Raw genomic sequence first — 26,993 nt, 5'->3', positions numbered from 1 at the left:
AGGGCGGCGATGGCTAGGCTCGGGTGGGGCAGGCGGATGGTTTTCGGTGCGGCGCTGGCCGCTGTCGCGATGCTCGGCGCCTGCAACGGCGACGAATCGGCCGAGCGCAACCGGCTGCCCGGCTTCGTGTCCGGCAGCGTGCGCACGACGGCCTACGACGGCGCCAGTGACGATTTGTTGACGGCCGGCCTCGGCAAGACGGGGCTCGCGGCGGCGACCGCGCCCGGCTTTGCGAATCCGTCCCGGCCGACGAGCGCCGAGCTGCGCCGTCTCGCGATCTGGTCGAACTACCGCGCGCTCGTCGACATGAGTGCGAACGGCGGCTACGGCCGCTTCTGGGGGCCGAACGTCGACCTCGACGGCAACGACACGCTCGGCGAAGGCAAGATCCCCGGCACCGAATATCTCGCGTATTCCGACGACGGCAGCGGCAGCAAGAACGTGACGCTGCTCGTGCAGGTGCCCGCCAGCTTCGACCCGGCGCAACCGTGCATCGTCACCGCGACGTCGTCGGGCTCGCGCGGCGTGTACGGCGCGATCTCCGCGGCCGGCGAATGGGCGCTCAAGCGCGGCTGCGCGGTCGCATACAACGACAAGGGCGGCGGCAACGGCGCGCACGAACTCGGCACCGATACAGTCACGCTGATCGACGGCACGCTCGCCAACGCGGTGCTCGCCGGCACTGCGAGCCTGTTCACCGCGAACGTGACGAGCGGCGATCTCGCCGCGTTCAACAGCCGCTTCCCGAACCGCTATGCGTTCAAGCACGCGCATTCGCAGCAGAATCCCGAACAGGACTGGGGGCGCGTGACGCTGCAGTCGGTCGAGTTCGCGTACTGGGCGCTCAACGAGCAGTTCGGACCGCTGATCGACGGCTCGCATCACGGCGTGCGCTATCGCGCGGGCGACATCACGACGATCGCCGCGTCGGTCAGCAACGGCGGCGGCGCGTCGCTCGCGGCGGCCGAGCAGGACAACCGCGGCTGGATTACCGCGGTCGTGGTTGGCGAACCGCAGATCAATGTGCGGATGTCGCCGAACGCGATCGTGCGCACGGGCGGCCAGCCCGTGCCGTCGTTCGGCCGGCCGCTGGCCGACTACGCGACGCTCGCGAACCTGCTGCAGCCGTGCGCGGCCGCGTCGGCGTCGCTCGCTGGTGCGCCGTACCTGAGCGCGCTGCCGGCCGCGACCACGCAGTCGATCCGTACGCAGCGCTGCGCGACGCTCGCCGCGGCCGGGCTCGTGTCGGGCGCCGACCCGCAGAGCCAGGCCGCCGACGCGCTCGCGCAGCTCCACGCGGCCGGCTATCTGGCCGATTCCGACCTGCTGCAGGCGCCGATGTGGGATTCGCAGGCGATTCCGGCGATCTCGGTCACCTATGCGAACGCGTACACGCGCTCGCGCGTCATCGACAACCTGTGCAATTTCAGCTTCGCGACGACGAACGCGGCGACGGGTGCGGTCGCTTCGCCGGCCGCGTCGCCGATGACGGCCGTGTTCGGCGTCGGCAACGGCGTGCCGCCGACGGCCGGCATCAACCTCGTGTTCAACACGGGCGCGGGCGTCGACCACCGGCTCGCGACGCCCGATGCGAGCTTCGCGGGCGCGCTGTGCCTGCGCCAACTCTGGACCAACGGGATGCTCGGGATGCCCGCGAACGTCGACGCGGTGCGCGTGAACGCAAACCTGCAGGGCAAGCCGGCGATCATCGTGCACGGTCGCAGCGACGCGCTCGTGCCGGTGAATCACGCGTCGCGCGCGTACGTCGCGCAAAACGGCATCAGCGAAGGCAGCCGCAGCCAGCTCGTGTTCTACGAGGTGACGAACGGCCAGCACTTCGACGCGTTCCTGCCGGTCGCGGGTTTCGACACGCGCTTCGTGCCGGTCCACTACTACGACCTGCAGGCGCTGAACCTGATGTGGCGGCACCTGAAGAACGGCGCGCCGCTGCCGCCGTCGCAGGTGATCCGCACGGTGCCGCGCGGCGGCACGCCGGGCGCCGCGCCCGCGCTGACGAGCGCGAACCTGCCGCCGATCTCGGCCGCGCCGGGCGCGAACGCGATCACGACCGGCGCCGGCGCGATCGACGTGCCCCTCTGACGGCGCCCGCCGTATCGTCATCACGAAGCCGGACAGCCGTCCGGCTTTTTCTTTTTCCGTCGCTGGAATCGGTCCCGCGCCGCCATTTATTCGAATGGCGAGTGCCGTAACAAATTGTTACTTTACGGCGGTAAATCCGGAACCTATTATGCGCCGGTATTTTCACTTAATTTAATAAATTCCAGATACGAGATATTCCTTTCCGCTTGGTTAATCGATCCTTTCGATTTTATTAAATCGGCTCGAGCTGCGATTGATCGCCGTTTTACGATTAATCGGCGTCTCGCCGAGGGGGATTGGTCGTCTGTTCCCAGCGAAGCCGCCTTATCGGGCGGGCTTCGCGGGGTATGCTTTTGCTGCCGATTTTGTGCGCATACGGATATATGAAATGAATTCGTATTGCTGCGGATTATCGAATTGTCGTTGGCAATGGAATTGATTTCATTGTGCGGTCGCAAAAAAATATGGGTGGGGTAAATCGTGCCGATCGGTATTCGCCGATCCGGTAAAAAACTCGGAGTGCGTCGCATAACGAATGCATTCCCGGTGCGGAGCGCCGGCGCAAACGATCCTTTGCGGCCGGCGGTATTTATCGTTCTGTTCGAGAGGCAATAATGACGACACGGAAGTCCTTGAAAGACGGTTTCGCGCTATTCGGAACGACACTGAGCATGCCGCTCGCCGCAGCCGCGGCCGCGGCGCTGCTCGTCACGGGATGCGGCGGCGACGACGGGCCGAGCCCGTCCGCTTCGGCCGCAGCCGCGGCCGCGACGACGTCCGGCGGCAGCACGTCGGCCAGCACCGACGCAACGGCCGCCGCCGCGGCCGACCAGCCGTACGTCGACAACGACGTGTACGGCACCGGGCCGAACGACGCGGTCACGGATTCGACGGAAGGCGCCGCGGTCGTGCACCGCCAGGTCACGATCGGCGGCAAGACCGTCAAGTACACGGCCACCACGGGCCACCTGACGACGATCGATCCGATCACGTCGGCGCCGAACGCGAAGATGTTCTACGTCGCGTACACGCAGGACAATCCCGATCCGTCGAAGCCGCGCCCGGTCACGTTCTTCTACAACGGCGGCCCCGGCTCGTCATCGGTCTACCTGCTGCTCGGCTCGTTCGGGCCGAAGCGCCTGCAGTCGTCGTTCCCGAACTTCACGCCGCCCGCGCCGTACAAGCTGCTCGACAACCCGGACAGCCTGCTCGACCGCACCGACCTCGTGTTCATCAACCCGGTCGGCACCGGTTATTCGGCGGCGATCGCCCCGGCGAAGAACAAGGACTTCTGGGGCACCGACCAGGACGCGCGCTCGATCGACCGCTTCATCCAACGCTACCTGACCAAGTACTCGCGCTGGAACTCGCCGAAGTTCCTGTTCGGCGAGTCGTACGGCACCGCGCGCAGCGCGGTCGTGTCGTGGGTGCTGCACGAGGACGGCATCGACCTGAACGGGATCACGCTGCAGTCGTCGATCCTCGACTACGCGAATGCGCTGTCCGCGCCGGGTACGTTCCCGACGCTCGCGGCCGATGCGTTCTACTGGAAGAAGACGACGGTCAACCCGACGCCGACCGATCTCGACGCGTACATGGTCCAGGCCCGCAACTACGCGGACAACACGCTCGCGCCGCTTGCGCAGAAGCCGAACCCGCAGGACGGCGGTTTCGTGAACGTGCGGCTGAACCTGAACCTGCAGACGGCGCAGCAGATGGGTTCGTACATCGGCACGGATCCGACGTCGCTGATCCAGACCTTCGGCAACCCGGCCGCGCTCGGCAACGTGCCGTCGTCGAACGACAACCCGCCGTACACGTTCTTCCTGACGCTCGTGCCGGGCACGCAGATCGGCCAGTACGACGGTCGCGCGAACTTCACGGGCAAGGGCATCGCGCCGTACATCCTGCCGAACTCGGGCAGCAACGATCCGTCGATCACGAACGTCGGCGGCGCATACACGGTGCTGTGGAACAGCTACATCAACACCGACCTCAAGTACACGTCGACGTCGTCGTTCGTGGACCTGAACGACCAGGTCTTCAACAACTGGGACTTCAGCCACACGGACCCGACCGGCGCGAACCGGGGCGGCGGCAATACGCTGTACACGGCCGGCGACCTCGCGTCGACGATGAGCGTGAACCCGGACCTGAAGGTGCTGTCGGCGAACGGCTATTTCGATGCGGTCACGCCGTTCCACCAGACTGAGCTGACGCTCGCGCAGATGCCGCTCGATCCGACGCTCAAGGCACAGAACCTGACGATCAAGAACTACCCGTCGGGCCACATGATCTACCTGAACGACGCGTCGCGGACCGCGCTGAAGGGCGATCTCGCCAACTTCTACGATGGCATCCTCGCGAACCGCACCGCGCTGCAGCGCGTGCTGAAGCTGCAGGCGCGCACGCAGCAACTCAAGCAGCAGCAACTGAAGCAGCAGGGGCAGTAAGCGCCGTGGGCGGCTCGCGCCGCCTGAATTGACGTAAAAGCGCAGCCGGGTCACGCGCCTCGGCTCTTCGCGCGGCGTGTGTCGATGGCGGTGCTGCAATTCTCCAAGGTGCCCCCGGGAGTCATGGACCTCGGGGGCATCGTCTTGTCCGAGGACCGACTCGTCGGCCCCTGAGACTATCGGTGATGGCGGTGAGAATCCTCAAAGAGGGGATGAATAGCCCTCTGTTGATGATTTGTTAGAAAATCCCCATAATGAGGATATTTATCCCTCTATTGGGGATTTTCATGAGTCTCGCTGACTTTCTCTTCACACCGGGCATGCAACGGGTGCTTGGCGCCACACTGCTGCAGCCTGACCGTAGTTTTACGCTACAGGAACTGCTGCGTCTGGCAAACAGTGGGCGCGGCAGCGCCCAAAAGCAGGTGGACCGGCTGGTCGAGGTCGGCGTACTTAAGGAAGACGCCCGACGAGGCCGACAACGGAGCATCCGCGCGAATACGGAATTCATCCTCTATCCGGAACTGGTCAGCATCGCGCGCAAGTCATTTGCCGTTGTGGAGCCGTTGAAGGAAGCCTTGTTGCCTTTTGCCGCGCACATCTCCACGGCGTTCGTGTTTGGCTCGGTGGCCAAGGGTACCGACAGTGGCCATAGCGACATCGACCTGATCGTCATCGGGAACGTCCCTCTCCTCGAGCTATCTGAAGCCCTACACGTGGCCGAGCAAAGTCTGCTGCGCCCCGTCAACTTCTCTTTGTACGAGCCTGCTGAATGGGCTGCGCTGTTGGACGCCGACCCTGTCATGACCCAGATCGCCCAAGGCCCAATGCTGAGGATACTGTGATGCCGCGCCCGACTGAATACGAAAACCTCATCAAGACGAAAGCCTTCGATGCTGTTGCTCCGACGCCCGGGGCAATCGCGGGCTTCCTGCGCAATGCCGCGGACTATAAGGCCACCGCCGATGAGTTGGACCCCGCCCGATATCTGCAGGTATTTACCTTGGCTTACGAAGGCTATTTCCAGTTGGTACAGGCCATCCTGGAGTACTACGAGGTGCGGACCAAAGACGCCGGCCGTAACTTGGCCATCCAGCGTGTGTCCACCTCGCTGGGCGTGAATACCCAGGAATTTGCCTTCATCACGAAGGCCCACGAGCGCCGCAATGGCACGTCGTACGTCTCACCGTTTCCCCCGGTGTCGAAGGCAGAGGCCGCCACCATGCTGAGCATCCTGGCCAAATACTTACCCGTTGCGCATACGCTGACCGGTACGCCGTGAGATCCGCTCGGAAGTCCGTCAAGACAGGAAGCAACGGTTGGGTTGCGAGCCGGGATGGTGTTTTTTCGTTAGGAGCGAGAGGGTATCGATGCGACGCTGCGGTGCGTCGCGAAGCGCCGCTTACGCGAGCACGAGCCGCACGCCGACCGCGACGAGCGTCGCGGCGAGCAGGTTGCGCAGCAGCCGCTCGGGCGCGCGCGCCGACAGCAGGCTGCCGAGCACGATGCCGGGTAGCGAGCCGAGCAGCAGCGACAGCAGCATCGACCAGTCGACCGAGCCGAGCAGCCAGTGGCCCATGCCCGCGACGAGCGTGAGCGGCACCGCGTGCGCGATGTCGGAGCCGACGATGCGGGTCGTCGCGAGCATCGGATACAGCAGCAGGAGCACGGTGACGCCGATCGCACCGGCGCCGACCGACGTCATCGACACGAGCACGCCGAGCATGGCGCCCGTGAGCACGGTCGACCACAGCGTGCGCGCGGGGCTCGGCGCGAGCGGGTTGCGCGCGGCGAACGCGGTGAGCTGCGGCCGGAAGATCAGCGCGAGCGACGTGAGCAGCAGCGCGATGCCGAGCACGAGCTGGATCATCCGCGCGGTGCCCGGCGTGTTCATCCCGTGCGTGTGCAGCCACCACAGCGTGAGCGCCGCGGCCGGGACGCTGCCCGCCGCGAGTCGGCCCGTGATGCGCCAGTCGATCGAACCCTTCAGGCCGTGGACCAGCGTGCCGGTCGCCTTGGTCGCGGCTGCGTACAGCAGGTCGGTGCCGACCGCCGTCGCGGGGTGGACGCCGAACAGCAGCACGAGGATCGGCGTCATCAGCGAACCGCCGCCGACGCCCGTCAGGCCGACGAGGATGCCGACGAACAGACCGGACAGGGAGTACAGCAGATCGATATGGGGAAGCGACATCGGAAGCAGGCGGTTATGCGGCGTTCGGCGGCGGCGCGCGGCCGCTGCGCGCGCGTCAAAGTCCGCCATTGTCGCAAAAGTGGCGGGTCGATGTACGACTGCGTTAAAAATCGGCCGCAAAGGCCCGTGCGGCAGGCGGCCGGACGAGTGTGAAACGCGTGTTTGAGCGAGGGCGGGGCCGATCACGGCGATCGGCCCGAAAGGTATGACGAACCGGGAATGCGCGACGCGCCCCGGCGCGCGCAAAAAAGGGCGCGACAGTGCGCGCCCCGGTTCGATGCCGGCGACCGGCTCCGCCTGCCGGCGGTCAGTGCATCGCGGGGCCGACGCCTTCGACGCCGTTCTGCGGCCGGATGCGCAGCGCGAGGCCGATCAGCGCGGCCGCGGCGGCGAACGCCGCGCCGAACGCGAATGCCGCGTGGTAGCCGCCGTTCAGCGCGTCGAGCGGCGCGGCGTTCGCGGCCGCGAGCGCGTCGGTGCGGGCCGCCGCGAGGCTCGCGAGCACCGCGAGGCCGAGCGCGCCGCCCATCATGAACGCGGTGTTGACGATCCCCGACGCGAGCCCGGAATCGGCCGGATCGACGTCGCTCATCGCGGCGAGCAGCACCGGGTTGAACGCGATGCCCGCGCCGATGCCGAGCAGCGTCATGCCGGGCAGCACGTGCCAGACGAAACCGCCGTCGACCGGTGCGCGTGAGAACAGCGCAAGGCCGCAGGCCGCGATCAGCAGGCCCGCCGCGATCGGGCCGCGGATCCCGAAGCGCATCACGATGCGCGCCGACAGCCCGAGCGAGAACGCGGCCATGATCAGGTTCGCCGGCAGGAACGCGAGGCCGACCTGCAGCGGCGCGTAGCCGAGCACGCGCTGCATGTACAGCGCGGACAGGAAGAACCACGCGAACATCGCGGCCGCCCACAGCACGCCGATCACGTTCGCGAGCGCGACGTTGCGCGCGGCGAACAGCGTGAGCGGCATCAGCGGATGCGCGGCGCGCGCCTCGATCGCGATGAACAGCGCGAGCAGCGCGACGGCCGCGCCGATCAGTGCGACGGTCTGTGTCGACAGCCAGCCGGCCTCGTTGCCGCCGACGATCCCGTAGACGGCCAGCATCAGCGATGCGGTCACCGTGACCGCGCCCGCGACGTCGAGCCGCGCGGTGCCGGCAGGCGCGCGCATGCGCGGCAGCAGCGCGACGCACATCGCATAGACCGCGATGCCGATCGGCAGGTTGACGAGGAAGATCCAGTGCCACGACAGCGAGCTCGTCAGCAGCCCGCCGAGCAGCACGCCGATGCTGCCGCCGCCCGCGCACACGAAGCCGTAGACGCCCATCGCACGCGCGCGTTCGCCGGGCTCGGTGAACAGGTTCATGATCAGCGACAGCGAGACGGCCGACACGACCGCGCCGCCGAGCCCCTGCACCGCGCGCGCGGCGATCAGCATCGCCTGCGATTGCGCGAGGCCGCACGCGAGCGACGCGAGCGTGAACACGACGAGGCCCGCGAGGAACATACGGCGCTGGCCATACAGGTCGCCGAGCCGGCCGCCGAGCAGCAGGCAGCCGCCGAACGTCAGCAGGTAAGCGTTGACGACCCACACGAGGGCCGTTTCGGTGAAATGGAGGTCGGTGCTGATCGACGGCAGCGCCACGTTCACGATCGTGCTGTCGAGCACGATCATCAGCACGCCGAGGCAGAGCACGATCAGCGCGTACCAGCGCTTCTCGCCGTGAATCCCGTGTGTCATGGGCATGCAGCCTTCTGATAGTTATTTGAAAGGATGCATTGTAGACGTCATCGGCGCGGGCTTCCTGCCGGTTTGTGGCAGCAGCGACGCGTAGTGGCGCGTCCGGGCGGGACGCACGGGATGGGCGTTGCGCGTGTTACGAGCGCGCCGGCAGTTCGCAGCCGTCGGGGCCGCATGCAGCCGCGTCGCTGCCGGCGAGTTCGACGATACCGTCGCGCCACGCCTGGTCGAGCGCCTGCGCGAACGCGTCGGCCGGCTGCGCGCCCGACACCGCGTAGCGGCCGCCGAACACGAACAGCGGCACGCCGCGCCCGCCGATCTGCGCGGCGCGCGCGATGTCGGCTTCGACTTCGGCGCGGTACGCGTCGCTGCGCAGCACGTCGTCGACGGCCGAGCGCTCGAGCCCCGCTTCGACCGCGAATTCGGTCAGTTGCCCATGATCGAACAGCGAGCCGTGCTCGCAGAAATACGCGCGGTACAGCCGCTCGGTCAGCGCGTGCGCGCGGCCTGTGGCTTCCGCAAGTTTCACGAGCCGGTGGCCGTCGAGCGTGTCGCCGACGAGCGTGCCCGGCAGGTCGTAGCGCAGCCCGACGCTCGCGGCCGCGTCGGTCACCTGGCGCAGCATCTGATCGACCTGCGCGGGCGACATCCGGTACTTGCCCGCAAGCATCGCCTCGACCGGCTCGACGGGCTGGCCGGGCATCAACCGGTACGCGCGCAGCGCAACGTCGACGCGGTCGGCGTGCGCGAACGCGGCGAGCGCCTCGTCGAAGCGGCGCTTGCCGATCCAGCACCACGGGCAGATCAGGTCGGACCAGATTTCGACGATGAGGGTCGGGCGGGCAGTCGGGGCGGGAGCGGTCGTCATGGGCGGTCCGGGGGCGGCAAAAAAATGTAACCGGGACTATATCACTTTGTGCTTCGACGCTTGGTCGTGGCCGGGCCCGTGCGGAACGGGCCCGCGCCCGACGTATCACGAAGCATAGGCACGGAAGGCACGGACCGATAGCGATTGCCGATGCCGGATGCCGGATGCGGCGGCGGGGCCCGGCGAACCGGCCTGCGGGGCATGCCGCTTGCCGCTTACGCGTCGCCCTGCGTTTCCTTCAGGTGTTTGAGGTGTTTGTAGACCGTCGCGCGCCCCATCCCGAGCACGTTCGCGACATAGTTGGCCGCGCTCTTGCCGCGGAACGCGCCTTCCGCGTAAAGCGCCTCGACGAGCTCGCGTCGGTGCTCGCGCGTGAGCCCGTTCAGCCCGACCTGCCGCTCGTGCAGCCAGCCGTGCAGGAACGTGTTGATGCGCTCCTGCCAGTCGTCGCGGAACAGCTCGTCCGGCTGCGCGACGACGCCCGCGCCCTTGATGAACAGGTCGAGCGTCGCGCGCACCTCGTCGAACACCGCGATGTTGAAGTTGATGCACATCATTCCGGCCGGACGGCCTTCGTCGTCGAACAGCACGTTGCTGACGCAGCGCATCCGCCGGCCGTCCCAGTTCAGCTTCTCGTACGGGCCGATCACGCGCTCGCGCGCCGAATGATCGATTTCCTCGAGCGCGGAATCGTCGCCGACCTCGCGCTTGGACAGGTTGTTCGCGAGATACAGCACGGTCTGGTCGTGCAGGTCGTGGATCACGACTTCCGCGTACGGGAAGAACAGCGCGGCGATACCGTCGGCGATCGGCGCATAACGGGTGAGCAGCAGGTCTTTGACGGGGGATTTCTTCTTGCGCATCGGTGTCGCCATCTCGGGTGGGCGGGGGCCGGGCGGCACATCGGGCCGGCGTGCCGGCGCGCCGGTGGCCGGCATGCCCGTGCGCCCGCGCGCGGCCGCCGCGGCGGTTGCGCCATTGTATCGGCCCCGCGCTCGCGTGCCGCTCATGCGCGCGTCAGGTGCGTGTATAGCGCGTGCGCGATCGCGATGTCCTCGAGCCCGAGGCCGATCGAGCGGAAGAACGCGTGACGCGCGCCCGACGGCGCCGCGCAGGTGCCGGCGACGAGCGCGGGCAGGTCGCCGACGATCCGTTCGGCGTCCCAGCCGTGATCGGCCGCCGCGATCTGCATCTCGCCTGCGCTCGCGGGCGTCGTGTGCCGGTAGTCGCAGTACACGTCCATGTCGGGCAGCCATGCGGGCGGGATCTCGTGCGCACGCGCGACGTTCGTGCTGATCGACGTGACGAGCGCGGGGCGCGTGAGCATCCCGTCGCCGAGCACGGGCGTGCCCGACGACGTGCATAGCATCACGACGTCCGCGTCGCGCACGCAGGCTTCGACGCTCGCAGCCGCGCGTGCGCGCGGGTCGAGTTCGGCGAGCGTCGCCTGCAGCGCCGCGTCGCCGGCAAGCGCGGGCGAGTACACGCGGATCGTCTCCCAGTCGCGCAATGCCGCCGTGTGCCGCAGGTGCGCGAGGCCGACCGCGCCCGCGCCGACGATCGCCAGATGGCGCGCGTCGCGCGGCGCGAGGCAGTCGACCGCGAGCGCGGTCGTGCCGGCCGTGCGTTCGACGGTCAGCCGCCCCGCGTCGCACCACATCAGCGGCTGGCCGGTGCGCATCGACATCAGCGCGGTCCACGCGGTGACGATCGGTTTACTGTCCGTCACGACATACGGCGACAGCTTCGCGCCGAACACCTGCTCGTCGGCGAGCGCGCCGAGATACGTGATGAAGTCGCCGGCCTGGTCGGGAAACAGCGTGAGGGTCTGCGGTGGCTGCACCGCGCGCGCCGACGCGAGCGACGCGAACATGCGGCGCAGCGTGCCGAGTACGTCGAGCGACGGCAGGGCCGCGCGCACCGCGGCTTCGTCGACGGTCAGCGGCAGGGGCGGGACGGTTTGCGTCATGGGGACATCTCCGGTCGGGGCCGGACAGGAATGTCTCGAAAGACGGTGTCCGGCGGTGTTCGTGATGGACGAAAAGTCTAATATAGACAAACACAATCTGGAGGATTTTTCTTTTCGAGACTTTGTGTCGTCGCTGTTTTTGTAGAAAACACCGGAAAATCAATGGTGTTGTGCGTGCTCGATGCAATTTCGACGTGACGCGACGACGCACGATCCTCGTATCCCCTATAGTCTATAGTGGACTTTAAGTCTATATTTCGCATGCAGGACGCGACGTGTCGCCGTGCGGCGGCCGCCTGTGTCGAATGCCGATCCGGCGCCCGGTCGCGGGCGCCGCGCGACCGATCTTCATTGCCTCAATCGAGAACAGAAGGACCGTCTCATGAACTGGAAGCTTTCCCTCTGCGCCGCCGCGGCGCTTGCGTGCACGGCCGTCACGGCCCACGCGGAACAGACCACGTTGCGCTTCGGGATCGAAGCCGCCTATCCGCCGTTCGAGAGCAAGACGCCGGCCGGCCAGTTGCAGGGGTTCGACGTCGACATCGGCAACGCCGTGTGCGCGAAGCTGAACATGAAATGCGTGTGGGTCGAGAATTCGTTCGACGGCCTGATCCCGGCGCTGCAGGCGCGCAAGTTCGACGCGATCAACTCGGCGATGAACATCACCGCGAAGCGCAAGCAGAGCATCGACTTCACGCCGGCGATCTACGTGGTGCCGATCGTGCTGGTCGCCAGGCGCGGCTCGCCGCTGCGGCCCGACGTCGCGAGCCTGCACGGCAAGCACGTCGGCGTGCTGCAGGGCTCGTCGCAGGAGGATTTCCTGAAGGCGCACTGGGCCGATGCGGGCGTGGCCGTCGTGTCGTATCAGGACCAGGACCAGATCTATGCGGATCTCGTCGCCGGGCGTCTCGACGCGGCCGTGCAGGAAACGCAGACCGCGCAGGACGGTTTTCTCGACAAGCCGGCCGGCCGCGACTACCAGATCGTCGGCGAGCCGCTGAAGGATCCGGCGACGCTCGGCGAAGGCACCGGCTTCGGGTTGCGCAAGGGCGACAAGGCGCTGCAGGCGAAGATCGTCGGCGCGCTCGACGCGCTGAAGAAGGACGGCACGCTGGGTGCGCTGTCGCAGAAGTATTTCAAGCGCGACATCGTCGCGAAGTAAGCACGGCCGCGCGCCGGCCGCGGTGCCGGCGCGCGTCGCATCGAATCTCGACGCTGGGCGGGGAAGCATGGATTTCGACGTCATCGTTCTGGGGGCCGGCATCGTCGGCGTGTCGTCGGCGCTGCATCTGCAGGATCGCGGGCTGCGCGTCGCGCTCGTCGACCGGCGCGCGCCCGGCGAGGAAACGAGCCACGGCAATGCCGGGCTGATCGAGCGCTCGTCGGTCGTGCCGTATGCGTTTCCGCGCCGGCTCGGCACGCTGCTGCGCTATGCGCGCAACCGCTCGGTCGATCTCTATTGGGACTATCGCGCGCTGCCTGCGTATGCGGGCTGGCTCGCGCGCTTCTGGCGCGAATCGTCGCCGCAGCGGCTCGCGGCCGCCGCGCGCGACCTGCTGCCGCTCGTCGCGGCGAGTGTCGTCGAGCACGATGCGCTGCTCGCGCGCACCGACGCGCAGCCGCTCGTGCACGACGGCGGGTGGATCGAGGCATTCCGTTCGCCCGCGCTGTTCGACGCGGAAACGCGCGCGCAGCAGCGCGTGGCCGACGCGCACGGGCTGCGGATGACCGTGCTCGACGCGCGTGCGCTGCGCGAACGCGAGCCCGGTGTCGGCGACGCATTTTGCGGTGCCTTCCACTGGCAGGACCCGAAGACCGTGTCGAGCCCGGGCGGGCTGACGAAGGCCTATGCGCGACTGTTCGAACGCGACGGCGGCACGTTCGTGCTCGGCGACGCGAAGACGCTCACCCAGGTGGATGGCGGCTGGCGCGTCAGTACCGAACATGGGCCGATCTCCGCACGCTCGGCCGTGGTCGCGCTCGGGCCGTGGTCCGATCAGGTGTTCGCGCCGCTCGGCTATCGGATTCCGCTGCGCGCGAAGCGCGGCTACCACATGCATTACCTGCCGACACGCACGCTGCTGAACATGCCGGTATGCGATACCGAGGCGGGCTTCGTCGTCGCGCCGATGGAAGGCGGCCGCCTGCGGCTCACGACCGGCGTCGAGATCGCGCTGCGCGGTGCGCCGCCGACCGGCGTGCAGCTCGCGCGTGCCGAGCCGCTGGCGCGCGACGCGTTCGGCATCGGCGAGCGGCTCGATCCCGAGCCGTGGCTCGGGATGCGGCCGTGCACGCCCGACATGCGTCCGGTGATCGGGCCCGCGCCGCGCCATCGCCATCTGTGGTTCGCGTTCGGCCATTGCCACCACGGGCTCACGCTCGGCCCCGCGACCGGGCGCCTGCTCGCCGAAATGATGACGGGCGCGCCGACCTATATCGATCCCCATCCGTACCGGCCGGCGCGCTTCGGCTGAGCTGGCAGCGCGGCGATGCGGCGGCGGCCCGGGCCGCCGCCGCGCGCGCTGCATCGCGTTCTCCGGCTGCGATGCGGCCGCGACAATTTTTCATTCGGCTATCCGAATTATCGAAAACCGGGTATTCGGAAATGATCTGCGTAATCGCCAAGAAAGAAATCGCGCAATAAATAAAATCAGTAAATTAGCGATTTATCAATGCATTTTCATATTGCTGAAATGCGCAATGGGCAGCCGGCCCCGACGATTCAGGGCCCCGTCTCGACCGGGTGTTCCGGCGTTACGCGGAATGTACCGGAACACGTTACTACGCGGCTCGCAAACGTTACGTTACATCCGCGTTCCGCGGGCCTTTTTCGTCAGACGATTCCGGCTCCGCGACCCGTGTATTTCGCCTGAAATCCATAAAAAAGCGTTATTGCCAGGCAATTGGCAGATGAATCAATCCGTTTTTTTGAATTGGCACGCTTCGTGCGATCCGTCCCCATGCTTTGTCAACGTAGTGCCAACCGAGATGGGGTGAATAAGGATGAGACAAAATTTTAAATTGACGGGTGTGGCGCTGTCGGTCGCGACGGTGTTCGGGGTACTGGCTTCGGGTTCCGCGATGGCGGGGGCCCTCGATTCGCTGCCGATCCCGCAAGTGATCGTCAATCCACCGACGAACAGCGTGTCGGTCGGGCTGGTTGCGACGGGCACGTCGCCGCTGGGCTCGGTCACCGTGACGGCGGGCGGCTCGGGCGCGATCCAGACGTCGCTCGGCGATCCCGGCCAGGTACTGTCGGGCGCCATGGGGGCGGTGACGGGCGCACTCGGCGGTGGCGGCGGCACGGTGCAGCCGCTGGCGCCGGTGCAAGGGGGGCTGAACCAGGTAACGGGGGCGCTGAGTGGCGGCAACCCGGCAGGCGCGCTGACCGGTGCGCTGAATACGGCGACGGGGACGTTGAGCAATGCGGTTGGTACGGTAACGGGCGCATTGGGTAACGTCGGCGGCGGGGCGAATCCGCTGGCGCCGGTTCAAGGTGTCGTGAATCAAGTGACGGGCGCGCTCGGTGGCGGCAATCCGGCCGGTGCACTGACCGGTGCGCTGAATACCGCGACGGGGACGCTGAGCAACGCCCTCGGCACCGCAACGGGCGCCTTGGGCGGTATCGGCGGCGGGTCGAACCCGCTGGCGCCGGTCCAGGGCGTCGTCAATCAAGTAACCGGTGGACTCGGCAGCGGCAATCCGGCCGGTGCCCTGACAGGCGCACTCGGCACGGTAACGGGTGCCCTGGGCAATATCGGCGGCGGCTCGAACCCGCTGGCTCCGGTCCAGGGTGTCGTGAACCAGGTCACGGGCGCACTCGGCAGCGGCAATCCGGCAGGCGCACTGACCGGCGCCTTCGGCACGGTAACGGGTGCCCTGGGCAACATCGGCGGCGGCTCGAACCCGCTGGCACCGATCCAGAGCGTCGTCGACCAGGTGACGGGCACGCTCGGCAGCGGTAACCCGGCCGGCTCGCTGAGCAACGCGGTCAACACGATCACGGGTACGCTCGGCAACGTTGGCGGCGCGGGGAGCCCGCTCGCGCCGGTGCAAGGCGTCGTCACGCAACTCGCCGGCACGCTCGGCAACGACAATCCGGCCGCTGCGCTGACGAACGCGCTGAACTCGGTGACGGGTGCCCTCGGCAACCTCGGCGGGTCGAACCCGCTCGCGCCGGTGCAGGGCGTCGTCAACCAGGTCGTAGGCACGCTGTCCGGCGCAGGAGGCGGCAGCCCGATCACGCCGATCACGAACCTCGTCAACGGCCTGCAGAACGCGCTGCCGACCGGCGGCAACGCTGCCGGCGCACTGACCGGTGCACTCGGCTCGGTGACGGGTGCCCTCGGCAACCTCGGCGGGGCGAATCCACTGGCGCCGGTGCAAGGCGTCGTGAACCGGGTCGTCGGCACGCTCGGCGGCAACAATCCGGCTGCGACGCTGAGCAACGCGGTCGGCACGGCCACGGGCGCGCTCGGCAATGCAGTCGGCTCCGTCGCGGGCGCGCTGGGCGGCACGAGCCCGCTAGCGCCGGTGCAGGGTGTCGTCAACCAGGTCGTCGGTACGCTCGGCAGCGGCAATCCGGCCGGTGCACTGACGGGCGCGCTGAACTCGGTGACGGGTGCCCTCGGCAACCTCGGCGGGGCGAATCCACTGGCGCCGGTGCAAGGCGTCGTGAACCAGGTCGTCGGCACGCTGACGAGCGCGGCGGGCAACAGCCCGATCGCACCGATCACGAACCTCGTGAACGGCCTGACTGGCGGCAGCAACCCGGCCGGCGCACTGACCGGTGCGCTCGGCTCGGCGACGGGCGCACTCGCGAACGGTCCGGCGGCGCTCGGCCAGGCGGCCGGCGCGCTGTCGGGCGCGGTCGGCTCGCTGTTGACGACGGGTGCCAACTCGACGGCGACGGTCGGCAATGCGGTCGGCACGTCGGTCGGCACGGCGCTCGGTTCCGCGCCGGGCCTGTCGGTGACGCCGCATTCGGGCAACGGCTCGCCGAACAACCCGCTCGCACCGGTGACGACGCTGCTGCAATCGCTGACGGGCGCACTGCCGAGGTAACGAGCCGGAAACGCACGGCGGCGCCGTATCGGCCGCCATGCGCAACGCGCCGTGCAACATGGGTCGCGCAACGCGGCATGGCAGGGATGTCATGCCGCGTTGTCTTTTGGGTTTCCCGCTTTCTTTCGTCGTATGAATGGCCGATGCCGGGCCGCTGCCGATCGTCGCAGGGCGGCATGGAATAACCGGCCGCTTTCGTCCGTTTACATACCGAGTCCCGGCACGACCGGCCGGCGGGATAATGGTCTCGACGAAGCCGATCGTCCCGTCCGGCGCCGCCGTGTCGCGATGCCATGTCGAAAGGAGAACGGGAATGAAACGTATTTTCCTCGCCGCCGCGCTGATGGCGGCGATCGTGCGGCCGGCGGCCGCGGAACCGCCACAGGTCGGCGACGGGAAACTGGTCGACGAAGATCACATGACACTGTACGTATTCGATCGCGACGCGCCCGGCAAGAGCGCGTGCGACAGTGCGTGCGCAGCCAACTGGCCGCCCGCGATCGCCGACGCGTACGACAAGGCGTCGGGCGCGTGGAGCCTCGTCACGCGCAGCGACGGCAAGAAGCAATGGGCGTACCACGGGCGCCCGCTGTATCGCTGGAAGATGGACCACAAGGCCGGCGACGCGGGCGGCGACGGGATCGGCGGCATGTGGCACGTTGCGCGTCCGTAACGGCGCGGCGACGCGCGACGCATCGATGAGCTACGAATCGGACCTGCTGGTGTGGCTGCCGCATCTCACGCGTTATGCGCGTGCGCTGACGGGCGACCGGGCCTGGGCGGACGATCTCGTGCAGGACACGCTCGAGCGCGCGCTGAACCGGCCGCCGCGCGACGGCGGCAACCTGCGCGCGTGGCTGCTGACGCTGCTGCGGCACCGCTTCATCGACCAGTTGCGGGCGCGGCACGAGATCGCGGTCGACGACGCGACGGCGCCGTGGCAGACGATGGCCGCGCCGGCCGGCGAGATCGGCGGGCTGGTGCTGCGCGACGTGCAGCGCGCGCTGTACCGGCTGCCCGTCGAACAGCGCGAGGTGCTGCTGCTGGTCGCGCTCGAGGAGTTGAGCTATCGCGACGCCGCGCAGGTGCTCGGCGTGCCGGTGGGAACGGTGATGTCGCGGCTCGCGCGGGCGCGCGGGCAGATGCGCGCACTGCTGTCGGACGAGCCGTCGGCGCACGGCACGACTGCGTTACGGGTAATCGGGAAGACATGATGGATGAACCGCGCAAGCCTTCGAACGAGCGGGACGACGATGCGTCGGCGCAACTGCTGTCCGCGTTGCTGGACGGCGAGCTGTCCGGGCACGAGCAGCGCGAGATGCTCGAGCGCCTGCAGTCCGATCCGCAGGAGGCCGAACGATTCGCGCATTACCGCGCCCAGCGCGATGCGCTGCAGGCGCTGTTTCCGTTGCCGGGCGCCGCACCCGCGCTGTTCGTGCAGCGCCGCGCGCCGCGCCGGCGCGCTATCGCCTATGCGTTCGCGGGGCTGGCGGCCGGGCTGCTGATCGGCGTCGCGCTGCATGCGGGCTGGGCCGCGTTCGGCAGCGAACCGGCGTTTGCCGCGCGCGCGGATGTCGCGTATGCGGTGTACGCAGCCGATCGCGAGCATCCGGTCGAGGTCGGCGCGGGCGATGCCTCGCACCTTGCCGCGTGGCTGTCGGCACGCGTCGGGCGGCCCGTGCGCGCGCCGTCGCTCGACGAATACGGCTATGCGCTGCTGGGCGGCCGGTTGCTGCCCGGCGACGCGGGGCCGGCCGCGCAGTTCATGTACCAGCGCGCGGACGGCGAGCGCGTGACGCTGTACATGACCGCGTACGACGCGCGGCACCTCGCGCCGCGGGCGATGTCGGCCGACGGCCGCTACACATATTTCTGGTCGGATCGCGGCATGGGCTATGCACTGTCCGGCCGCGGAGACGAACGGCACCTGCGCGAGCTTGCGATCGAAGCGTGCGGCGCGCTAGGCGGCTCGACCGACGCGTGGAAGGGATGACGTGCGCGGCGCCGGCAGGGGGCAGGGGATGAAGATGAAGAGGACGATGACGAAGGCACTCGTGCTGATGCCCGTGCTCGCGGCACTCGCCGCGGGCGCCACGCTCGCGCGTGCCGACGGCGATGCGCCGGTGCGCGTGCCGGTCGACGCCGACGGCGTGCAGCGGGTGACGATCGTAGGCGGCAGCTATTTCTTCCGTCCGAACCACGTGATCGTGCGCGCGCATGTGCCGGTCGAGCTGACCGTGTCGGCCGAGCCCGGCGTGGTGCCGCACAGTTTCGAGATCGACGCGCCGCAGGCCGGCATCGCGGTGCACACCGAACTCGGCACGACGCCGAAGACCTTTCGCTTCACACCGGCGCAGCCGGGCCGGTTCGCCTACTATTGCACGCATCGGCTGCTGTTTTTCAGGAGCCATCGCGAGCGCGGGATGGAGGGCGTGCTCGACGTCGAGGCGGCGCCGTGATCGCCGCGTTGCTGGCCGCGAGCCTGATAGGAGCGAGCATGACAGCCGATCCCGTGACCGTCGCGCAGGCGCATTTCGACCACGTCCGCTCGTACCGCGCGACGATCCGCTCGTCGGCGCGGAGCGGCGAACACGCCGAAATCCGCTACGCGTACCTGAAACCGGGCTTCGTCCGGATGGATTTCGTGTCGCCTCATCACGGCGCGGTGCTTGCATACGATCCCGGCGACGGCAAGGTGCGGCTGCGCCCGTTCGGCGCGCATGCGCCGCCCGCGTTGACGCTGTCGCCGTCCAATCCGCTTGTGCGCGACCGCAGCGGCCACCGGGTCGACCGGTCGGACGTCGGCGAACTGCTGCGCAACGTTCATGCGCTGCAGCAGGGCGGCGCGACGGTGACCGAAGGCGAGGAGGCTGTCGGCGGCCGGACCGCGCTGCGCGTGTCGGTCACGGGCGCGCCCGCGCATGCGGTCGGCGGCGTGCATCGCTACCGGCTGTGGCTGGACGCCGAGGACGGCTTTCCGTTGAAGGTCGTCAGCTTCGCGAACGATGACGACGTGCCGCTCGAAACCGTGACGCTCGACGATATCGAGATCGACGTCGCGTTTCCCGAGCGCTTCTTCGCGCCCTGATCGGTGCGCTGATTCATGCCCCTGACGCGCATGCCGGAGGCTGCATGGCGGAATACCGGTTCTCGACGACCTGGCGCGTGGACGCCCCGCTCGCAGCGGTCTGGGACGCGATCTACCAGGTCGACCGCTGGCCCGACTGGTGGAAGGGCGCCGTGCGCACCGTCGAGATCGAGCCGGGCGACGCGCGCGGCGTCGGTGCGCTGCACCGGTATACGTGGAAGGGCGCGCTGCCGTACCGGCTGACCTTCGACATGCGCGTGCGGCGCGTCGAGCCCGGGCATGCGCTCGAAGGCCGCGCGAGCGGCGCGATCGAAGGCGACGGATGCTGGTCGTTTGCCGGCGACGGTGCGTGCACCGTCGTGCGCTACGACTGGCACATCCGCACGCAACTGAAGTGGATGAACTGGCTGGCGCCGATCGCGCGCCCGTTATTCAAGTGGAATCACGACGTCGTGATGCGCGAAGGCGCGAAAGGGCTCGCGCGGCTGCTGGGCGCGGCGGTCGAGACGGAGGGCCGGACGTTCCGGCCGCTGTCGGGCGCGGGCTGTGCCGATACGTGACGACGTGCGACGGCGCGCGAGGGCCGTCCGGCGTACGCGAAGGCGGTGCTGCAGCATGCCGGATCGGCGCCGGCGCAGGTTTTTTGATGCGCTGTCGCCGGCTTCGGGAACTCCGTGCTTACCCGGTGTCCAAACGGGGCTGGATGGGATGCGCGGGCCTCTCGGGCCCGCCGGCCGGGTTGGGCCGCGTTCGTCATGGCTTTGTTTATAAAGGGTTTTTTGTTGTTTCCGCGTGATTTTCCCGCCGCCGCGCCGTTCAAAAAATTCCTCCGGTTTCCCTTCTTGAATTTGTCAAAACCCGTCCATATAATTAGCACTCGCTGCACGAGAGTGCTAACAATTCTCTGCCGGGCGATCCGCCGGGCAGATTCCCAAGCGTTCTTCAATCTCAGTCAAGAGAGGAGTGAATATGAACCTTCGTCCTTTGCACGATCGCGTGATCGTCAAGCGTCTGGATCAAGAAACCAAGACCGCCTCGGGCATCGTCATCCCCGAAGCCGCTGCTGAAAAGCCGGATCAAGGCGAGATCCTCGCGGTCGGCCCGGGCAAGCGTGACGACAAGGGCGCCCCGATCGCGCTCGACGTGAAGGTCGGCGATCGCGTCCTGTTCGGCAAGTACGCAGGCCAGACCGTGAAGGTCGACGGCCAGGAACTGCTGGTCATGCGCGAAGAAGACATCATGGCCGTGGTCAACGCTAACTAAGCGTCCTTCGACGGTACATATTCCCAAGAATTCAAGGAGTTAGAAGATGGCAGCTAAAGACGTCGTATTCGGCGATTCCGCCCGTTCGAAGATGGTCGAAGGCGTGAACATTCTCGCCAACGCAGTCAAGGTCACGCTGGGTCCGAAGGGCCGCAACGTCGTGCTCGAGCGCAGCTTCGGCGGCCCGACGGTCACCAAGGACGGTGTGTCGGTCGCGAAGGAAATCGAGCTGAAGGACAAGCTCCAGAACATGGGCGCGCAAATGGTCAAGGAAGTCGCTTCCAAGACCAGCGACAACGCAGGCGACGGCACGACGACGGCAACCGTCCTCGCGCAATCGATCGTTCGCGAAGGCATGAAGTACGTCGCATCGGGCATGAACCCGATGGACCTGAAGCGCGGCATCGACAAGGCAGTCGCAGCGGCTGTCGAAGAGCTGAAGAAGATCAGCAAGCCGTGCACGACGAACAAGGAAATCGCACAGGTCGGCTCGATCTCGGCGAACAGCGATTCGTCGATCGGCGATCGCATCGCTGAAGCGATGGACAAGGTCGGCAAGGAAGGCGTGATCACCGTCGAAGACGGCAAGTCGCTGGCCGACGAACTCGACGTCGTCGAAGGCATGCAGTTCGACCGCGGCTACCTGTCGCCGTACTTCATCAACAACCCGGACAAGCAAGTCGCCGTCCTCGAGAACCCGTTCGTGCTGCTGCACGACAAGAAGGTGTCGAACATCCGCGATCTGCTGCCGGTGCTCGAGCAAGTCGCGAAGGCTGGCCGTCCGCTGCTGATCATCGCTGAAGACGTCGAAGGCGAAGCGCTCGCAACGCTGGTCGTCAACAACATCCGCGGCATCCTGAAGACCGTCGCGGTCAAGGCGCCGGGCTTCGGCGATCGTCGCAAGGCGATGCTGGAAGACATCGCGATCCTGACCGGCGGTCAGGTCGTCGCGGAAGAAACCGGCCTGACGCTTGAGAAGGCAACGCTGGCAGAACTGGGCCAGGCGAAGCGCATCGAAGTGGGCAAGGAAAACACGACGATCATCGACGGCGCAGGCGAAGCCGTGAACATCGAAGCACGCGTGAAGCAAGTGCGCGCGCAAATCGAGGAAGCGACGTCGGACTACGATCGTGAAAAGCTGCAAGAGCGCGTGGCCAAGCTGGCCGGCGGCGTGGCAGTGATCAAGGTCGGTGCTGCGACCGAAGTCGAAATGAAGGAAAAGAAGGCGCGTGTCGAAGACGCACTGCACGCAACGCGCGCAGCTGTGGAAGAAGGCATCGTGGCAGGCGGCGGCGTTGCGCTGATCCGCGCTCGCACCGCGATCGCAGGCCTGACCGGCCTGAACGCCGACCAGAACGCCGGCATCAAGATCGTGCTGCGCGCAATGGAAGAGCCGCTGCGCCAGATCGTCACGAACGGCGGCGAAGAAGCCAGCGTCGTGGTGGCGGCAGTTGCTGCAGGCAAGGGCAACTACGGCTACAACGCAGCGACGGGCGAGTACGTCGACATGGTCGAAGCCGGCGTCGTCGACCCGACCAAGGTCACGCGCACCGCACTGCAGAACGCAGCTTCGGTTGCAGGCCTGCTGCTGACGACGGACGCAGCCGTTGCAGAACTGCCGAAGGAAGATGCACCGATGCCGGGCGGCATGCCGGGCGGCATGGGCGGCATGGGCATGGACATGTAATCGACTTCGGTCGATGGTGTCCGGAACGCGCAGCGATGCGCGTTCCAGCCAAAAGAAAAGACCCGCAGCGATGCGGGTCTTTTTTTATGTGCGCGCCGGATTCGCGTGCGTGCGCCGGCCGGCGGTCACGCCCGCCGCGCGCGTTTCAATGCCGGTGAGACGTCCTCGGCACCGGTTCGACCTTCGTGGCCGGCGGCGTGTCCGCATCGTCGTTGCTGCGCGCCCAGAAGAACCGGTCGGGCAAGTATGCGCCCATACCGGGCCGGAACGCGTCGCGCACGGCCTGATACAGGTATTCCTGCGCCTCGCGAACCGCCTCGGGCGGCTCCTGGCCGTTCGCGAGCAGCGCCGCGATGGCCGCGCCGAGCGTATCGGTGATGCCCATCAGCCGGTGCGGCGAGCGATCCCACATGTCCTCGCGGAGCTGGCCTTCCTCGCCGTACAGCGTGTTGACGAGCCGATGCGAGCCCGTCTCGGACGACAGGATGTACTCGCAGCCTTGCGACAGCAGATGCGACACGGCCGCGTCGAGATTCGGCGCCTCGGCGTCGCCGTCCGGCTGCGCGAGCGCGATCAGCGTCGCGTAGTCGGCGACCAGCAGCGTCGTCTGCGGCGCCAGCAGGTCGGCAATCGATTCGCGCAGGTCGTCGGCCGCGAGCACGTGCTCGTCGTCGAGCGTGAAGTCCGGCGCGAGCACGAGCGGCACGCCGTCGTAGTCGGCGACGACCTCGGCGATCGCGCTGACGACTTCCGCGCGCGTCGCCGCGCCGATCTTGAACGCGGCGACCGGCATGTCCTCGAGCAGCATGCGCGCCTGGGCGGCGACGACGTCGGGGTCGAGGCCGGTCACTTCGTCGCAGGCGGCCGAGTCGCGCACGGTGTAGCCCGTCAGGACGGACACGCCGTGACAGCCCATGCTCGCCAAGGTCATCAGATCGGCTTGAATGCCGGAGCCGCCGGTAGGATCGGACAGGCCGAAGGTGAGGACGATCGGAGGGGCGTTGCTGGACATGTAAAAATGGGGCAAGAGAAAAACGGGAAAGCGACGGGGATGCGGACGGCGAGGCGAAATGGGCTTTTTCGGCCCTGTGTTGCCCGGCAGGCCGCACTTTCCAGCCATTATGCGGCGGAATCCGGCCCGCACGACGGATTTTTTAGCGCAGCGCAACGTAGTCGCCGGACTCCAGCGCGATTGCTAGGCAGTCCGGCCCCGACACGGTACCATCATGGCTCCCGAATTTACCGACTTTCCCGACGCGGCTTAAGATGGAATACAAGAGCTGGATGTGCCTGATTTGTGGCTGGATTTACGACGAAGAAGCCGGGCTGCCGGAAGAGGGCATTGCCCCGGGCACGCGCTGGGAAGACGTCCCGATCAACTGGACGTGTCCCGAATGCGGCGCCCGCAAGGAAGACTTCGAGATGGTCCAGATCTGACCGGACCTTCAGCCCACGGACACCCCGCTCCGGCCTCGCATCGGCCCGGCGCTTGCGCGCCGAGGTTCGCGCGAGCGGCTTGACGATGACAGGCGCGCGTGTCCATGACGTCCGATCCGGCGAACCTTCCCCTCCCTGACGCACTGCCCAACCCGCGCGGCGGGGCCGTGCGCGCGGCCGACGCGTGGCTTGCGGCAGCCGCCGACGCATTCGAGCGTCGCGACGACGCGGCCGCGCCGCTGTCCGCTGCGGCGGCCGTGCTGGCGGAGGCCGGCTGGCTGCCGGCCGCGCGTTTCGCGGGGCAATTGTCGGCCGCCGCGCCGCTCGTCGCCGTCGAGCCGACTTCGGCCGGCTGGCGTGCCGCGCTGCGCGATTTCAGCGCGGCCGTCGGGCGCCACAACCTGCGCGAGCTCGCCTGCTCGCCGGTTCTTTTCGAGCATTTCCGTGCATTGCGTGCGCAAAGCGCCGCCGACCTGCGCGCAAGCGCGCCGCTCGACGCGCTTGCGCTCGTCGGCCGCGCGGTGCCGCCGGCCACGCTGCGCGCGCTGCCCGATGCGTTCGCGACCCGGATACGCGCCCGCTACGAGCAGGCGCTGCTCGGCGTACTGCGGGCGCCGCACGCCGCGCCCGACGCGGCGCTCGACGAACTCGATGCGATGCAGGCGGCGCTGGCCGACGACACACCGTACGATTTCTGGCGGCTCGCGGCCGCGTGCCTGCGCGCGCTGCGCGCGAGCGGCGCGCCCGAACTGAAGCGCTTTCTCGCGCGGACGAACCTGCTGCTCGGCGAGCAGGCGCAGGGCCTGCGCAGCGCGCCGCCCGAATTCGTGCGCGAGACGGTTGCGCTGCTGTGGCGCGATTTCGCGCTGTTCGGCGCCGCGGCCGAGGACGTTGCGCTCGTCGACGTACTGCACGACTACGGGCTGACGGTCGACTGGCATGTCGCCGGCACGCCGGCGTCCGAGGCATTGTGGGAGGCCGATGCCGCGCGGGCCGAGCACGACGCGGTCGCCGTCGCGCCGACCCGCGCGCTCGGCGTCGTGACCGTCAATGCACATGCGTATGAGGATTTCCTGCAGACCGCCGATGCGTCGATGGCCGACCTCGCGGCCGATCCGGCCGCGGCCGACACGAGTGCCGCGTGGCGCGCGTCCGGCGCCGCCTACCGGGTCGGTACGGCCGCGTGCGCGCTCGGGCTCGGCCACGCGGCGCTGCTGGCCGACACGCTCGGCCTCGCGTGGCGCCGTGCCGCGCACGGCGTACCGCTCGCCGACGGCGGCCTCGACGCGCACGGTCACGCGTCCGACATGTTGCGCGCGGCGCTGCTGAAGATCGCAGCCGGCGTCGCGCCGCCGGACCTGACCGCGGCGTCCGAAGCGCTCGGCACGGCGCTCGGCCGGACCTGATGAACAAGGGGACGGACACGCGGTGGCGACCCTTGCCGCACGGGCCTGCAACACGCTGCCGACAGCGCCCGCGCGCGTGTTAGAGTGCCATGTGATCCGCGCGCGCCGTTGCCAGCGCGGCGCGGCGTTGCTTGTTGATCGCGGCCCGGTCAGGCCGCGGCGTCTTTGCTAAAATTCAAACCATGTCAAAGCCTTCCGATCGCATCAACCTCACCAACCAGTTCCTGATCGCCATGCCGAACATGGCCGATCCGACGTTCTCGGGAACGGTGGTCTACCTTTGCGATCACAGCGAGCGCGGTGCGCTCGGCCTCGTCATCAACCGTCCAACCGACATCGACCTCGAATCGCTGTTCAACCGCATCGACCTGAAGCTCGACATCGAGCCGCTGCTGCACATCCCCGTGTACTTCGGCGGCCCGGTCCAGACCGAGCGCGGCTTCGTGCTGCACGAGCCGGTCGAGGGCGCGAGCTACAACTCGTCGATGTCCGTCGACGGCGGGCTGGAGATGACGACGTCGAAGGACGTGCTCGAGGCGGTCGCGACGGGCACCGGCCCGAAGCGCTTCCTGCTGACGCTCGGCCATGCAGGCTGGGGCGCAGGGCAGCTCGAGGAAGAAATTTCCCGCAACGGCTGGCTGACGGTCGCCGCCGATCCGCGCATCGTGTTCGACACGCCGGCCGAGGAGCGCTTTGAAGCCGCACTGGGCCTGCTCGGCGTCAGCTCGTCGATGCTGTCCGGCGAAGCAGGGCACGCATGAGTGGCGCGAGCGCGCGCGATGCGACGCTCCTGGCGTTCGACTACGGCGAAAAGCGAATCGGGGTCGCGATCGGCAATGCGCTGACGCGCTCGGCCCGCGCGCTCGTCGTGATCCAGAACCTGAACCGCGAACACCGCTTCAAGGCGGTCGGCGACCTGCTGGCCGAATGGCGGCCGGACGCGCTCGTCGTCGGCCTGCCGATGCATCCGGACGGCACGCCGCACGACATGACGCAGCAGGCCAAGCGCTTCGGCAACCAGCTGAACGGCCGCTTCGGGCTGCCCGTCACGTGGGTCGACGAGCGCTATTCGTCGGTCGAGGCCGAGGCCGGGCTGCGCGAGCGCAACGTGCGCGGCCGCGCACGCGCCGAGATGCTCGATGCCGAGGCCGCGCGCGTCATCCTTCAACAGTATCTCGATCAATTGTCCGACCATGAGCACCATTGACGCCGAGGCGCTTTACCGCGTCCTGCTCGACCAGATCCGCGCCGCGTACGGCACGGCTTTCGCCGAACCGGGCGGCCCGCGGCTCGCCGGCATCTACAGCGGCGGCGCGTGGCTCGCCGAGCGCCTCGCCCGCGATCTCGGCGCGCCGGCGTTCGGCGTCGTGAACGTCGCGCTGCATCGCGACGACTACGCGAAGAAGGGGCTGCACAGCCAGGCCAGCCCGACGTCGCTGCCGTTCGATGTCAACGGCGCGCGCATCGTGCTCGTCGACGACGTGCTGTACACCGGTCGCACCGTGCGCGCGGCGCTCAACGAGCTGTTCGACTACGGCCGTCCGGCCGCGGTCGAGCTCGCGGTGCTCGCCGACCGCGGCGGCCGCGAGCTGCCGGTCGCCGCGCGCTTCGCGGGCGGCGCGCTCGACGTGCCGGCCGGTGCGACGCTCGTGCTCGCGCGCGACGATGCCGCGCAGTTCACGCTGTGCGTCGAGGCGCAGGGCGCCTGAACGACACGCGA

At 68.0% G+C, this 26,993-nt stretch carries 26 protein-coding genes; 20 read left to right on the top strand and 6 right to left on the bottom strand.

Translation table 11 applies throughout. The features are described 5' to 3' along the window. Positions 1-9 precede the first annotated feature (9 nt). The 4 genes from AC3WLY_RS33550 to AC3WLY_RS33535 all read left to right on the top strand — a co-directional run bounded on the left by AC3WLY_RS33550 (position 10) and on the right by AC3WLY_RS33535 (position 5,835). On the top strand, positions 10-2,100 hold the full coding sequence (locus AC3WLY_RS33550; protein WP_425131428.1) for a D-(-)-3-hydroxybutyrate oligomer hydrolase: 2,091 nt from the start codon (positions 10-12) through the stop codon (positions 2,098-2,100). A gap of 614 nt (positions 2,101-2,714) precedes the next feature. Further along, complete coding sequence (locus AC3WLY_RS33545; protein WP_425131429.1) at positions 2,715-4,553, top strand: S10 family peptidase; 1,839 nt, start codon at positions 2,715-2,717, stop codon at positions 4,551-4,553. Positions 4,554-4,840: 287 nt separating this feature from the next. Beyond that, positions 4,841-5,398 (top strand): nucleotidyltransferase domain-containing protein, encoded by a 558-nt coding sequence (locus tag AC3WLY_RS33540; protein ID WP_072436430.1) that lies wholly within the window; start codon positions 4,841-4,843, stop codon positions 5,396-5,398. Next, a complete protein-coding gene (locus tag AC3WLY_RS33535) occupies positions 5,398-5,835 on the top strand; it encodes a hypothetical protein (RefSeq protein WP_492310593.1) in 438 nt (145 codons plus the stop codon). Before AC3WLY_RS33540 ends, AC3WLY_RS33535 begins: the two co-directional genes overlap by 1 nt. Positions 5,836-5,955: 120 nt before the next feature. Here AC3WLY_RS33535 and AC3WLY_RS33530 read toward each other — a convergent pair whose 3' ends face one another. From AC3WLY_RS33530 to AC3WLY_RS33510, 5 genes are all read right to left on the bottom strand, one after another. Next, a complete protein-coding gene (locus AC3WLY_RS33530; protein ID WP_034183419.1) occupies positions 5,956-6,744 on the bottom strand; it encodes a sulfite exporter TauE/SafE family protein in 789 nt (262 codons plus the stop codon). Positions 6,745-7,051: 307 nt separating this feature from the next. After that, on the bottom strand, positions 7,052-8,491 hold the full coding sequence (locus tag AC3WLY_RS33525; protein ID WP_175962526.1) for a DHA2 family efflux MFS transporter permease subunit: 1,440 nt from the start codon (positions 8,489-8,491) through the stop codon (positions 7,052-7,054). A 136-nt stretch (positions 8,492-8,627) separates the two neighbouring features. Beyond that, positions 8,628-9,359: a DsbA family oxidoreductase gene (locus AC3WLY_RS33520; protein WP_175962527.1), complete on the bottom strand. Its 732-nt coding sequence runs from the start codon at positions 9,357-9,359 to the stop codon at positions 8,628-8,630. 215 nt (positions 9,360-9,574) lie between these two features. Beyond that, positions 9,575-10,369 carry a helix-turn-helix transcriptional regulator gene (locus tag AC3WLY_RS33515; protein ID WP_175962528.1) on the bottom strand — a complete coding sequence of 265 codons (795 nt, stop codon included), beginning with the start codon at positions 10,367-10,369 and terminating at the stop codon, positions 9,575-9,577. Beyond that, complete coding sequence (locus AC3WLY_RS33510; RefSeq protein WP_492310653.1) at positions 10,366-11,328, bottom strand: ornithine cyclodeaminase family protein; 963 nt, start codon at positions 11,326-11,328, stop codon at positions 10,366-10,368. Before AC3WLY_RS33510 ends, AC3WLY_RS33515 begins: the two co-directional genes overlap by 4 nt. Before the next feature lie 382 nt (positions 11,329-11,710). Between AC3WLY_RS33510 and AC3WLY_RS33505 the strand changes: the two genes are divergently transcribed. The 11 genes from AC3WLY_RS33505 (at position 11,711) to groL (ending at position 22,430) form a co-directional block, all read left to right on the top strand. Next, a complete protein-coding gene (locus AC3WLY_RS33505) occupies positions 11,711-12,490 on the top strand; it encodes an ABC transporter substrate-binding protein (RefSeq protein ID WP_492310654.1) in 780 nt (259 codons plus the stop codon). 67 nt (positions 12,491-12,557) lie between these two features. After that, complete coding sequence (locus AC3WLY_RS33500; protein WP_492310655.1) at positions 12,558-13,802, top strand: NAD(P)/FAD-dependent oxidoreductase; 1,245 nt, start codon at positions 12,558-12,560, stop codon at positions 13,800-13,802. A gap of 529 nt (positions 13,803-14,331) precedes the next feature. Then, positions 14,332-16,392 (top strand): beta strand repeat-containing protein, encoded by a 2,061-nt coding sequence (locus AC3WLY_RS33495; protein WP_492310656.1) that lies wholly within the window; start codon positions 14,332-14,334, stop codon positions 16,390-16,392. A gap of 313 nt (positions 16,393-16,705) precedes the next feature. After that, positions 16,706-17,065, top strand: a complete 360-nt coding sequence (locus tag AC3WLY_RS33490) for a COG4315 family predicted lipoprotein (protein WP_492310657.1) — start codon at positions 16,706-16,708, stop codon at positions 17,063-17,065. 25 nt (positions 17,066-17,090) lie between these two features. Then, the gene (locus AC3WLY_RS33485) at positions 17,091-17,606 is read left to right on the top strand and encodes a sigma-70 family RNA polymerase sigma factor (RefSeq protein ID WP_310137947.1); all 516 of its coding nucleotides are present in this window, start codon (positions 17,091-17,093) and stop codon (positions 17,604-17,606) included. Beyond that, positions 17,603-18,385, top strand: coding sequence for an anti-sigma factor family protein (locus AC3WLY_RS33480; protein WP_492310658.1), 783 nt, complete (start codon positions 17,603-17,605; stop codon positions 18,383-18,385). Before AC3WLY_RS33485 ends, AC3WLY_RS33480 begins: the two co-directional genes overlap by 4 nt. Before the next feature lie 46 nt (positions 18,386-18,431). Continuing rightward, positions 18,432-18,851, top strand: coding sequence for a quinol oxidase (locus AC3WLY_RS33475; protein WP_492310659.1), 420 nt, complete (start codon positions 18,432-18,434; stop codon positions 18,849-18,851). Next, positions 18,848-19,480 (top strand): LolA family protein, encoded by a 633-nt coding sequence (locus AC3WLY_RS33470; RefSeq protein ID WP_034182872.1) that lies wholly within the window; start codon positions 18,848-18,850, stop codon positions 19,478-19,480. The genes AC3WLY_RS33475 and AC3WLY_RS33470 overlap by 4 nt, the downstream gene beginning before the upstream one ends. 44 nt (positions 19,481-19,524) lie before the next feature. Then, positions 19,525-20,040, top strand: coding sequence for an SRPBCC family protein (locus AC3WLY_RS33465; protein WP_425133170.1), 516 nt, complete (start codon positions 19,525-19,527; stop codon positions 20,038-20,040). A 409-nt stretch (positions 20,041-20,449) separates the two neighbouring features. Beyond that, entirely contained in the window at positions 20,450-20,743 is a 294-nt protein-coding gene (locus tag AC3WLY_RS33460) for a co-chaperone GroES (protein WP_026044985.1), read from the top strand. Positions 20,744-20,789: 46 nt separating this feature from the next. Continuing rightward, positions 20,790-22,430, top strand: coding sequence for a chaperonin GroEL (gene groL / locus AC3WLY_RS33455; RefSeq protein ID WP_072436194.1), 1,641 nt, complete (start codon positions 20,790-20,792; stop codon positions 22,428-22,430). Positions 22,431-22,575: 145 nt separating this feature from the next. On the opposite strand, the gene AC3WLY_RS33450 is transcribed toward groL, so the two are convergent. Next, complete coding sequence (locus AC3WLY_RS33450) at positions 22,576-23,442, bottom strand: hydroxymethylpyrimidine/phosphomethylpyrimidine kinase (RefSeq protein WP_310144063.1); 867 nt, start codon at positions 23,440-23,442, stop codon at positions 22,576-22,578. Positions 23,443-23,696: 254 nt separating this feature from the next. Between AC3WLY_RS33450 and AC3WLY_RS33445 the strand changes: the two genes are divergently transcribed. The 5 genes from AC3WLY_RS33445 (at position 23,697) to pyrR (ending at position 26,982) form a co-directional block, all read left to right on the top strand. After that, positions 23,697-23,867, top strand: a complete 171-nt coding sequence (locus AC3WLY_RS33445; protein ID WP_004186709.1) for a rubredoxin — start codon at positions 23,697-23,699, stop codon at positions 23,865-23,867. A 104-nt stretch (positions 23,868-23,971) separates the two neighbouring features. Next, positions 23,972-25,273 (top strand): FimL-related protein, encoded by a 1,302-nt coding sequence (locus AC3WLY_RS33440; protein ID WP_492310660.1) that lies wholly within the window; start codon positions 23,972-23,974, stop codon positions 25,271-25,273. A 182-nt stretch (positions 25,274-25,455) separates the two neighbouring features. Beyond that, positions 25,456-26,034, top strand: coding sequence for a YqgE/AlgH family protein (locus tag AC3WLY_RS33435; protein ID WP_006491354.1), 579 nt, complete (start codon positions 25,456-25,458; stop codon positions 26,032-26,034). Continuing rightward, on the top strand, positions 26,031-26,480 hold the full coding sequence (gene ruvX, locus AC3WLY_RS33430; RefSeq protein WP_027788201.1) for a Holliday junction resolvase RuvX: 450 nt from the start codon (positions 26,031-26,033) through the stop codon (positions 26,478-26,480). The genes AC3WLY_RS33435 and ruvX overlap by 4 nt, the downstream gene beginning before the upstream one ends. Beyond that, positions 26,467-26,982: a bifunctional pyr operon transcriptional regulator/uracil phosphoribosyltransferase PyrR gene (gene pyrR / locus AC3WLY_RS33425; protein ID WP_425132572.1), complete on the top strand. Its 516-nt coding sequence runs from the start codon at positions 26,467-26,469 to the stop codon at positions 26,980-26,982. Before ruvX ends, pyrR begins: the two co-directional genes overlap by 14 nt. Positions 26,983-26,993 lie beyond the last annotated feature (11 nt).

This window comes from Burkholderia sp. FW306-1C-G01B (assembly GCF_058781685.1).
The sequence above is the reverse complement of the archived record's forward strand: the minus strand, read 5'-3'. Positions and strand labels throughout refer to the sequence as shown.

Excerpts from the sequence above, each read along its gene's own strand:
- AC3WLY_RS33550 (WP_425131428.1), top strand. The coding sequence starts at position 10 with ATGGCTAGGCTCGGGTGGGGCAGGCGGATGGTTTTCGGTGCGGCGCTG.
- AC3WLY_RS33440 (WP_492310660.1), top strand. The coding sequence starts at position 23,972 with ATGACGTCCGATCCGGCGAACCTTCCCCTCCCTGACGCACTGCCCAAC.
- AC3WLY_RS33450 (WP_310144063.1), bottom strand. The coding sequence starts at position 23,442 with ATGTCCAGCAACGCCCCTCCGATCGTCCTCACCTTCGGCCTGTCCGAT.
- AC3WLY_RS33495 (WP_492310656.1), top strand. The coding sequence starts at position 14,332 with ATGAGACAAAATTTTAAATTGACGGGTGTGGCGCTGTCGGTCGCGACG.
- AC3WLY_RS33435 (WP_006491354.1), top strand. The coding sequence starts at position 25,456 with ATGTCAAAGCCTTCCGATCGCATCAACCTCACCAACCAGTTCCTGATC.
- AC3WLY_RS33505 (WP_492310654.1), top strand. The coding sequence starts at position 11,711 with ATGAACTGGAAGCTTTCCCTCTGCGCCGCCGCGGCGCTTGCGTGCACG.
- AC3WLY_RS33540 (WP_072436430.1), top strand. The coding sequence starts at position 4,841 with ATGAGTCTCGCTGACTTTCTCTTCACACCGGGCATGCAACGGGTGCTT.
- AC3WLY_RS33445 (WP_004186709.1), top strand. The coding sequence starts at position 23,697 with ATGGAATACAAGAGCTGGATGTGCCTGATTTGTGGCTGGATTTACGAC.
- groL (WP_072436194.1), top strand. The coding sequence starts at position 20,790 with ATGGCAGCTAAAGACGTCGTATTCGGCGATTCCGCCCGTTCGAAGATG.
- ruvX (WP_027788201.1), top strand. The coding sequence starts at position 26,031 with ATGAGTGGCGCGAGCGCGCGCGATGCGACGCTCCTGGCGTTCGACTAC.
- AC3WLY_RS33535 (WP_492310593.1), top strand. The coding sequence starts at position 5,398 with ATGCCGCGCCCGACTGAATACGAAAACCTCATCAAGACGAAAGCCTTC.
- AC3WLY_RS33480 (WP_492310658.1), top strand. The coding sequence starts at position 17,603 with ATGATGGATGAACCGCGCAAGCCTTCGAACGAGCGGGACGACGATGCG.
- AC3WLY_RS33525 (WP_175962526.1), bottom strand. The coding sequence starts at position 8,491 with ATGACACACGGGATTCACGGCGAGAAGCGCTGGTACGCGCTGATCGTG.
- AC3WLY_RS33475 (WP_492310659.1), top strand. The coding sequence starts at position 18,432 with ATGACGAAGGCACTCGTGCTGATGCCCGTGCTCGCGGCACTCGCCGCG.
- AC3WLY_RS33520 (WP_175962527.1), bottom strand. The coding sequence starts at position 9,359 with ATGACGACCGCTCCCGCCCCGACTGCCCGCCCGACCCTCATCGTCGAA.
- AC3WLY_RS33500 (WP_492310655.1), top strand. The coding sequence starts at position 12,558 with ATGGATTTCGACGTCATCGTTCTGGGGGCCGGCATCGTCGGCGTGTCG.
- AC3WLY_RS33545 (WP_425131429.1), top strand. The coding sequence starts at position 2,715 with ATGACGACACGGAAGTCCTTGAAAGACGGTTTCGCGCTATTCGGAACG.
- AC3WLY_RS33515 (WP_175962528.1), bottom strand. The coding sequence starts at position 10,369 with ATGAGCGGCACGCGAGCGCGGGGCCGATACAATGGCGCAACCGCCGCG.
- AC3WLY_RS33460 (WP_026044985.1), top strand. The coding sequence starts at position 20,450 with ATGAACCTTCGTCCTTTGCACGATCGCGTGATCGTCAAGCGTCTGGAT.
- AC3WLY_RS33490 (WP_492310657.1), top strand. The coding sequence starts at position 16,706 with ATGAAACGTATTTTCCTCGCCGCCGCGCTGATGGCGGCGATCGTGCGG.
- AC3WLY_RS33485 (WP_310137947.1), top strand. The coding sequence starts at position 17,091 with ATGAGCTACGAATCGGACCTGCTGGTGTGGCTGCCGCATCTCACGCGT.
- AC3WLY_RS33510 (WP_492310653.1), bottom strand. The coding sequence starts at position 11,328 with ATGACGCAAACCGTCCCGCCCCTGCCGCTGACCGTCGACGAAGCCGCG.
- AC3WLY_RS33465 (WP_425133170.1), top strand. The coding sequence starts at position 19,525 with ATGGCGGAATACCGGTTCTCGACGACCTGGCGCGTGGACGCCCCGCTC.
- AC3WLY_RS33530 (WP_034183419.1), bottom strand. The coding sequence starts at position 6,744 with ATGTCGCTTCCCCATATCGATCTGCTGTACTCCCTGTCCGGTCTGTTC.
- pyrR (WP_425132572.1), top strand. The coding sequence starts at position 26,467 with ATGAGCACCATTGACGCCGAGGCGCTTTACCGCGTCCTGCTCGACCAG.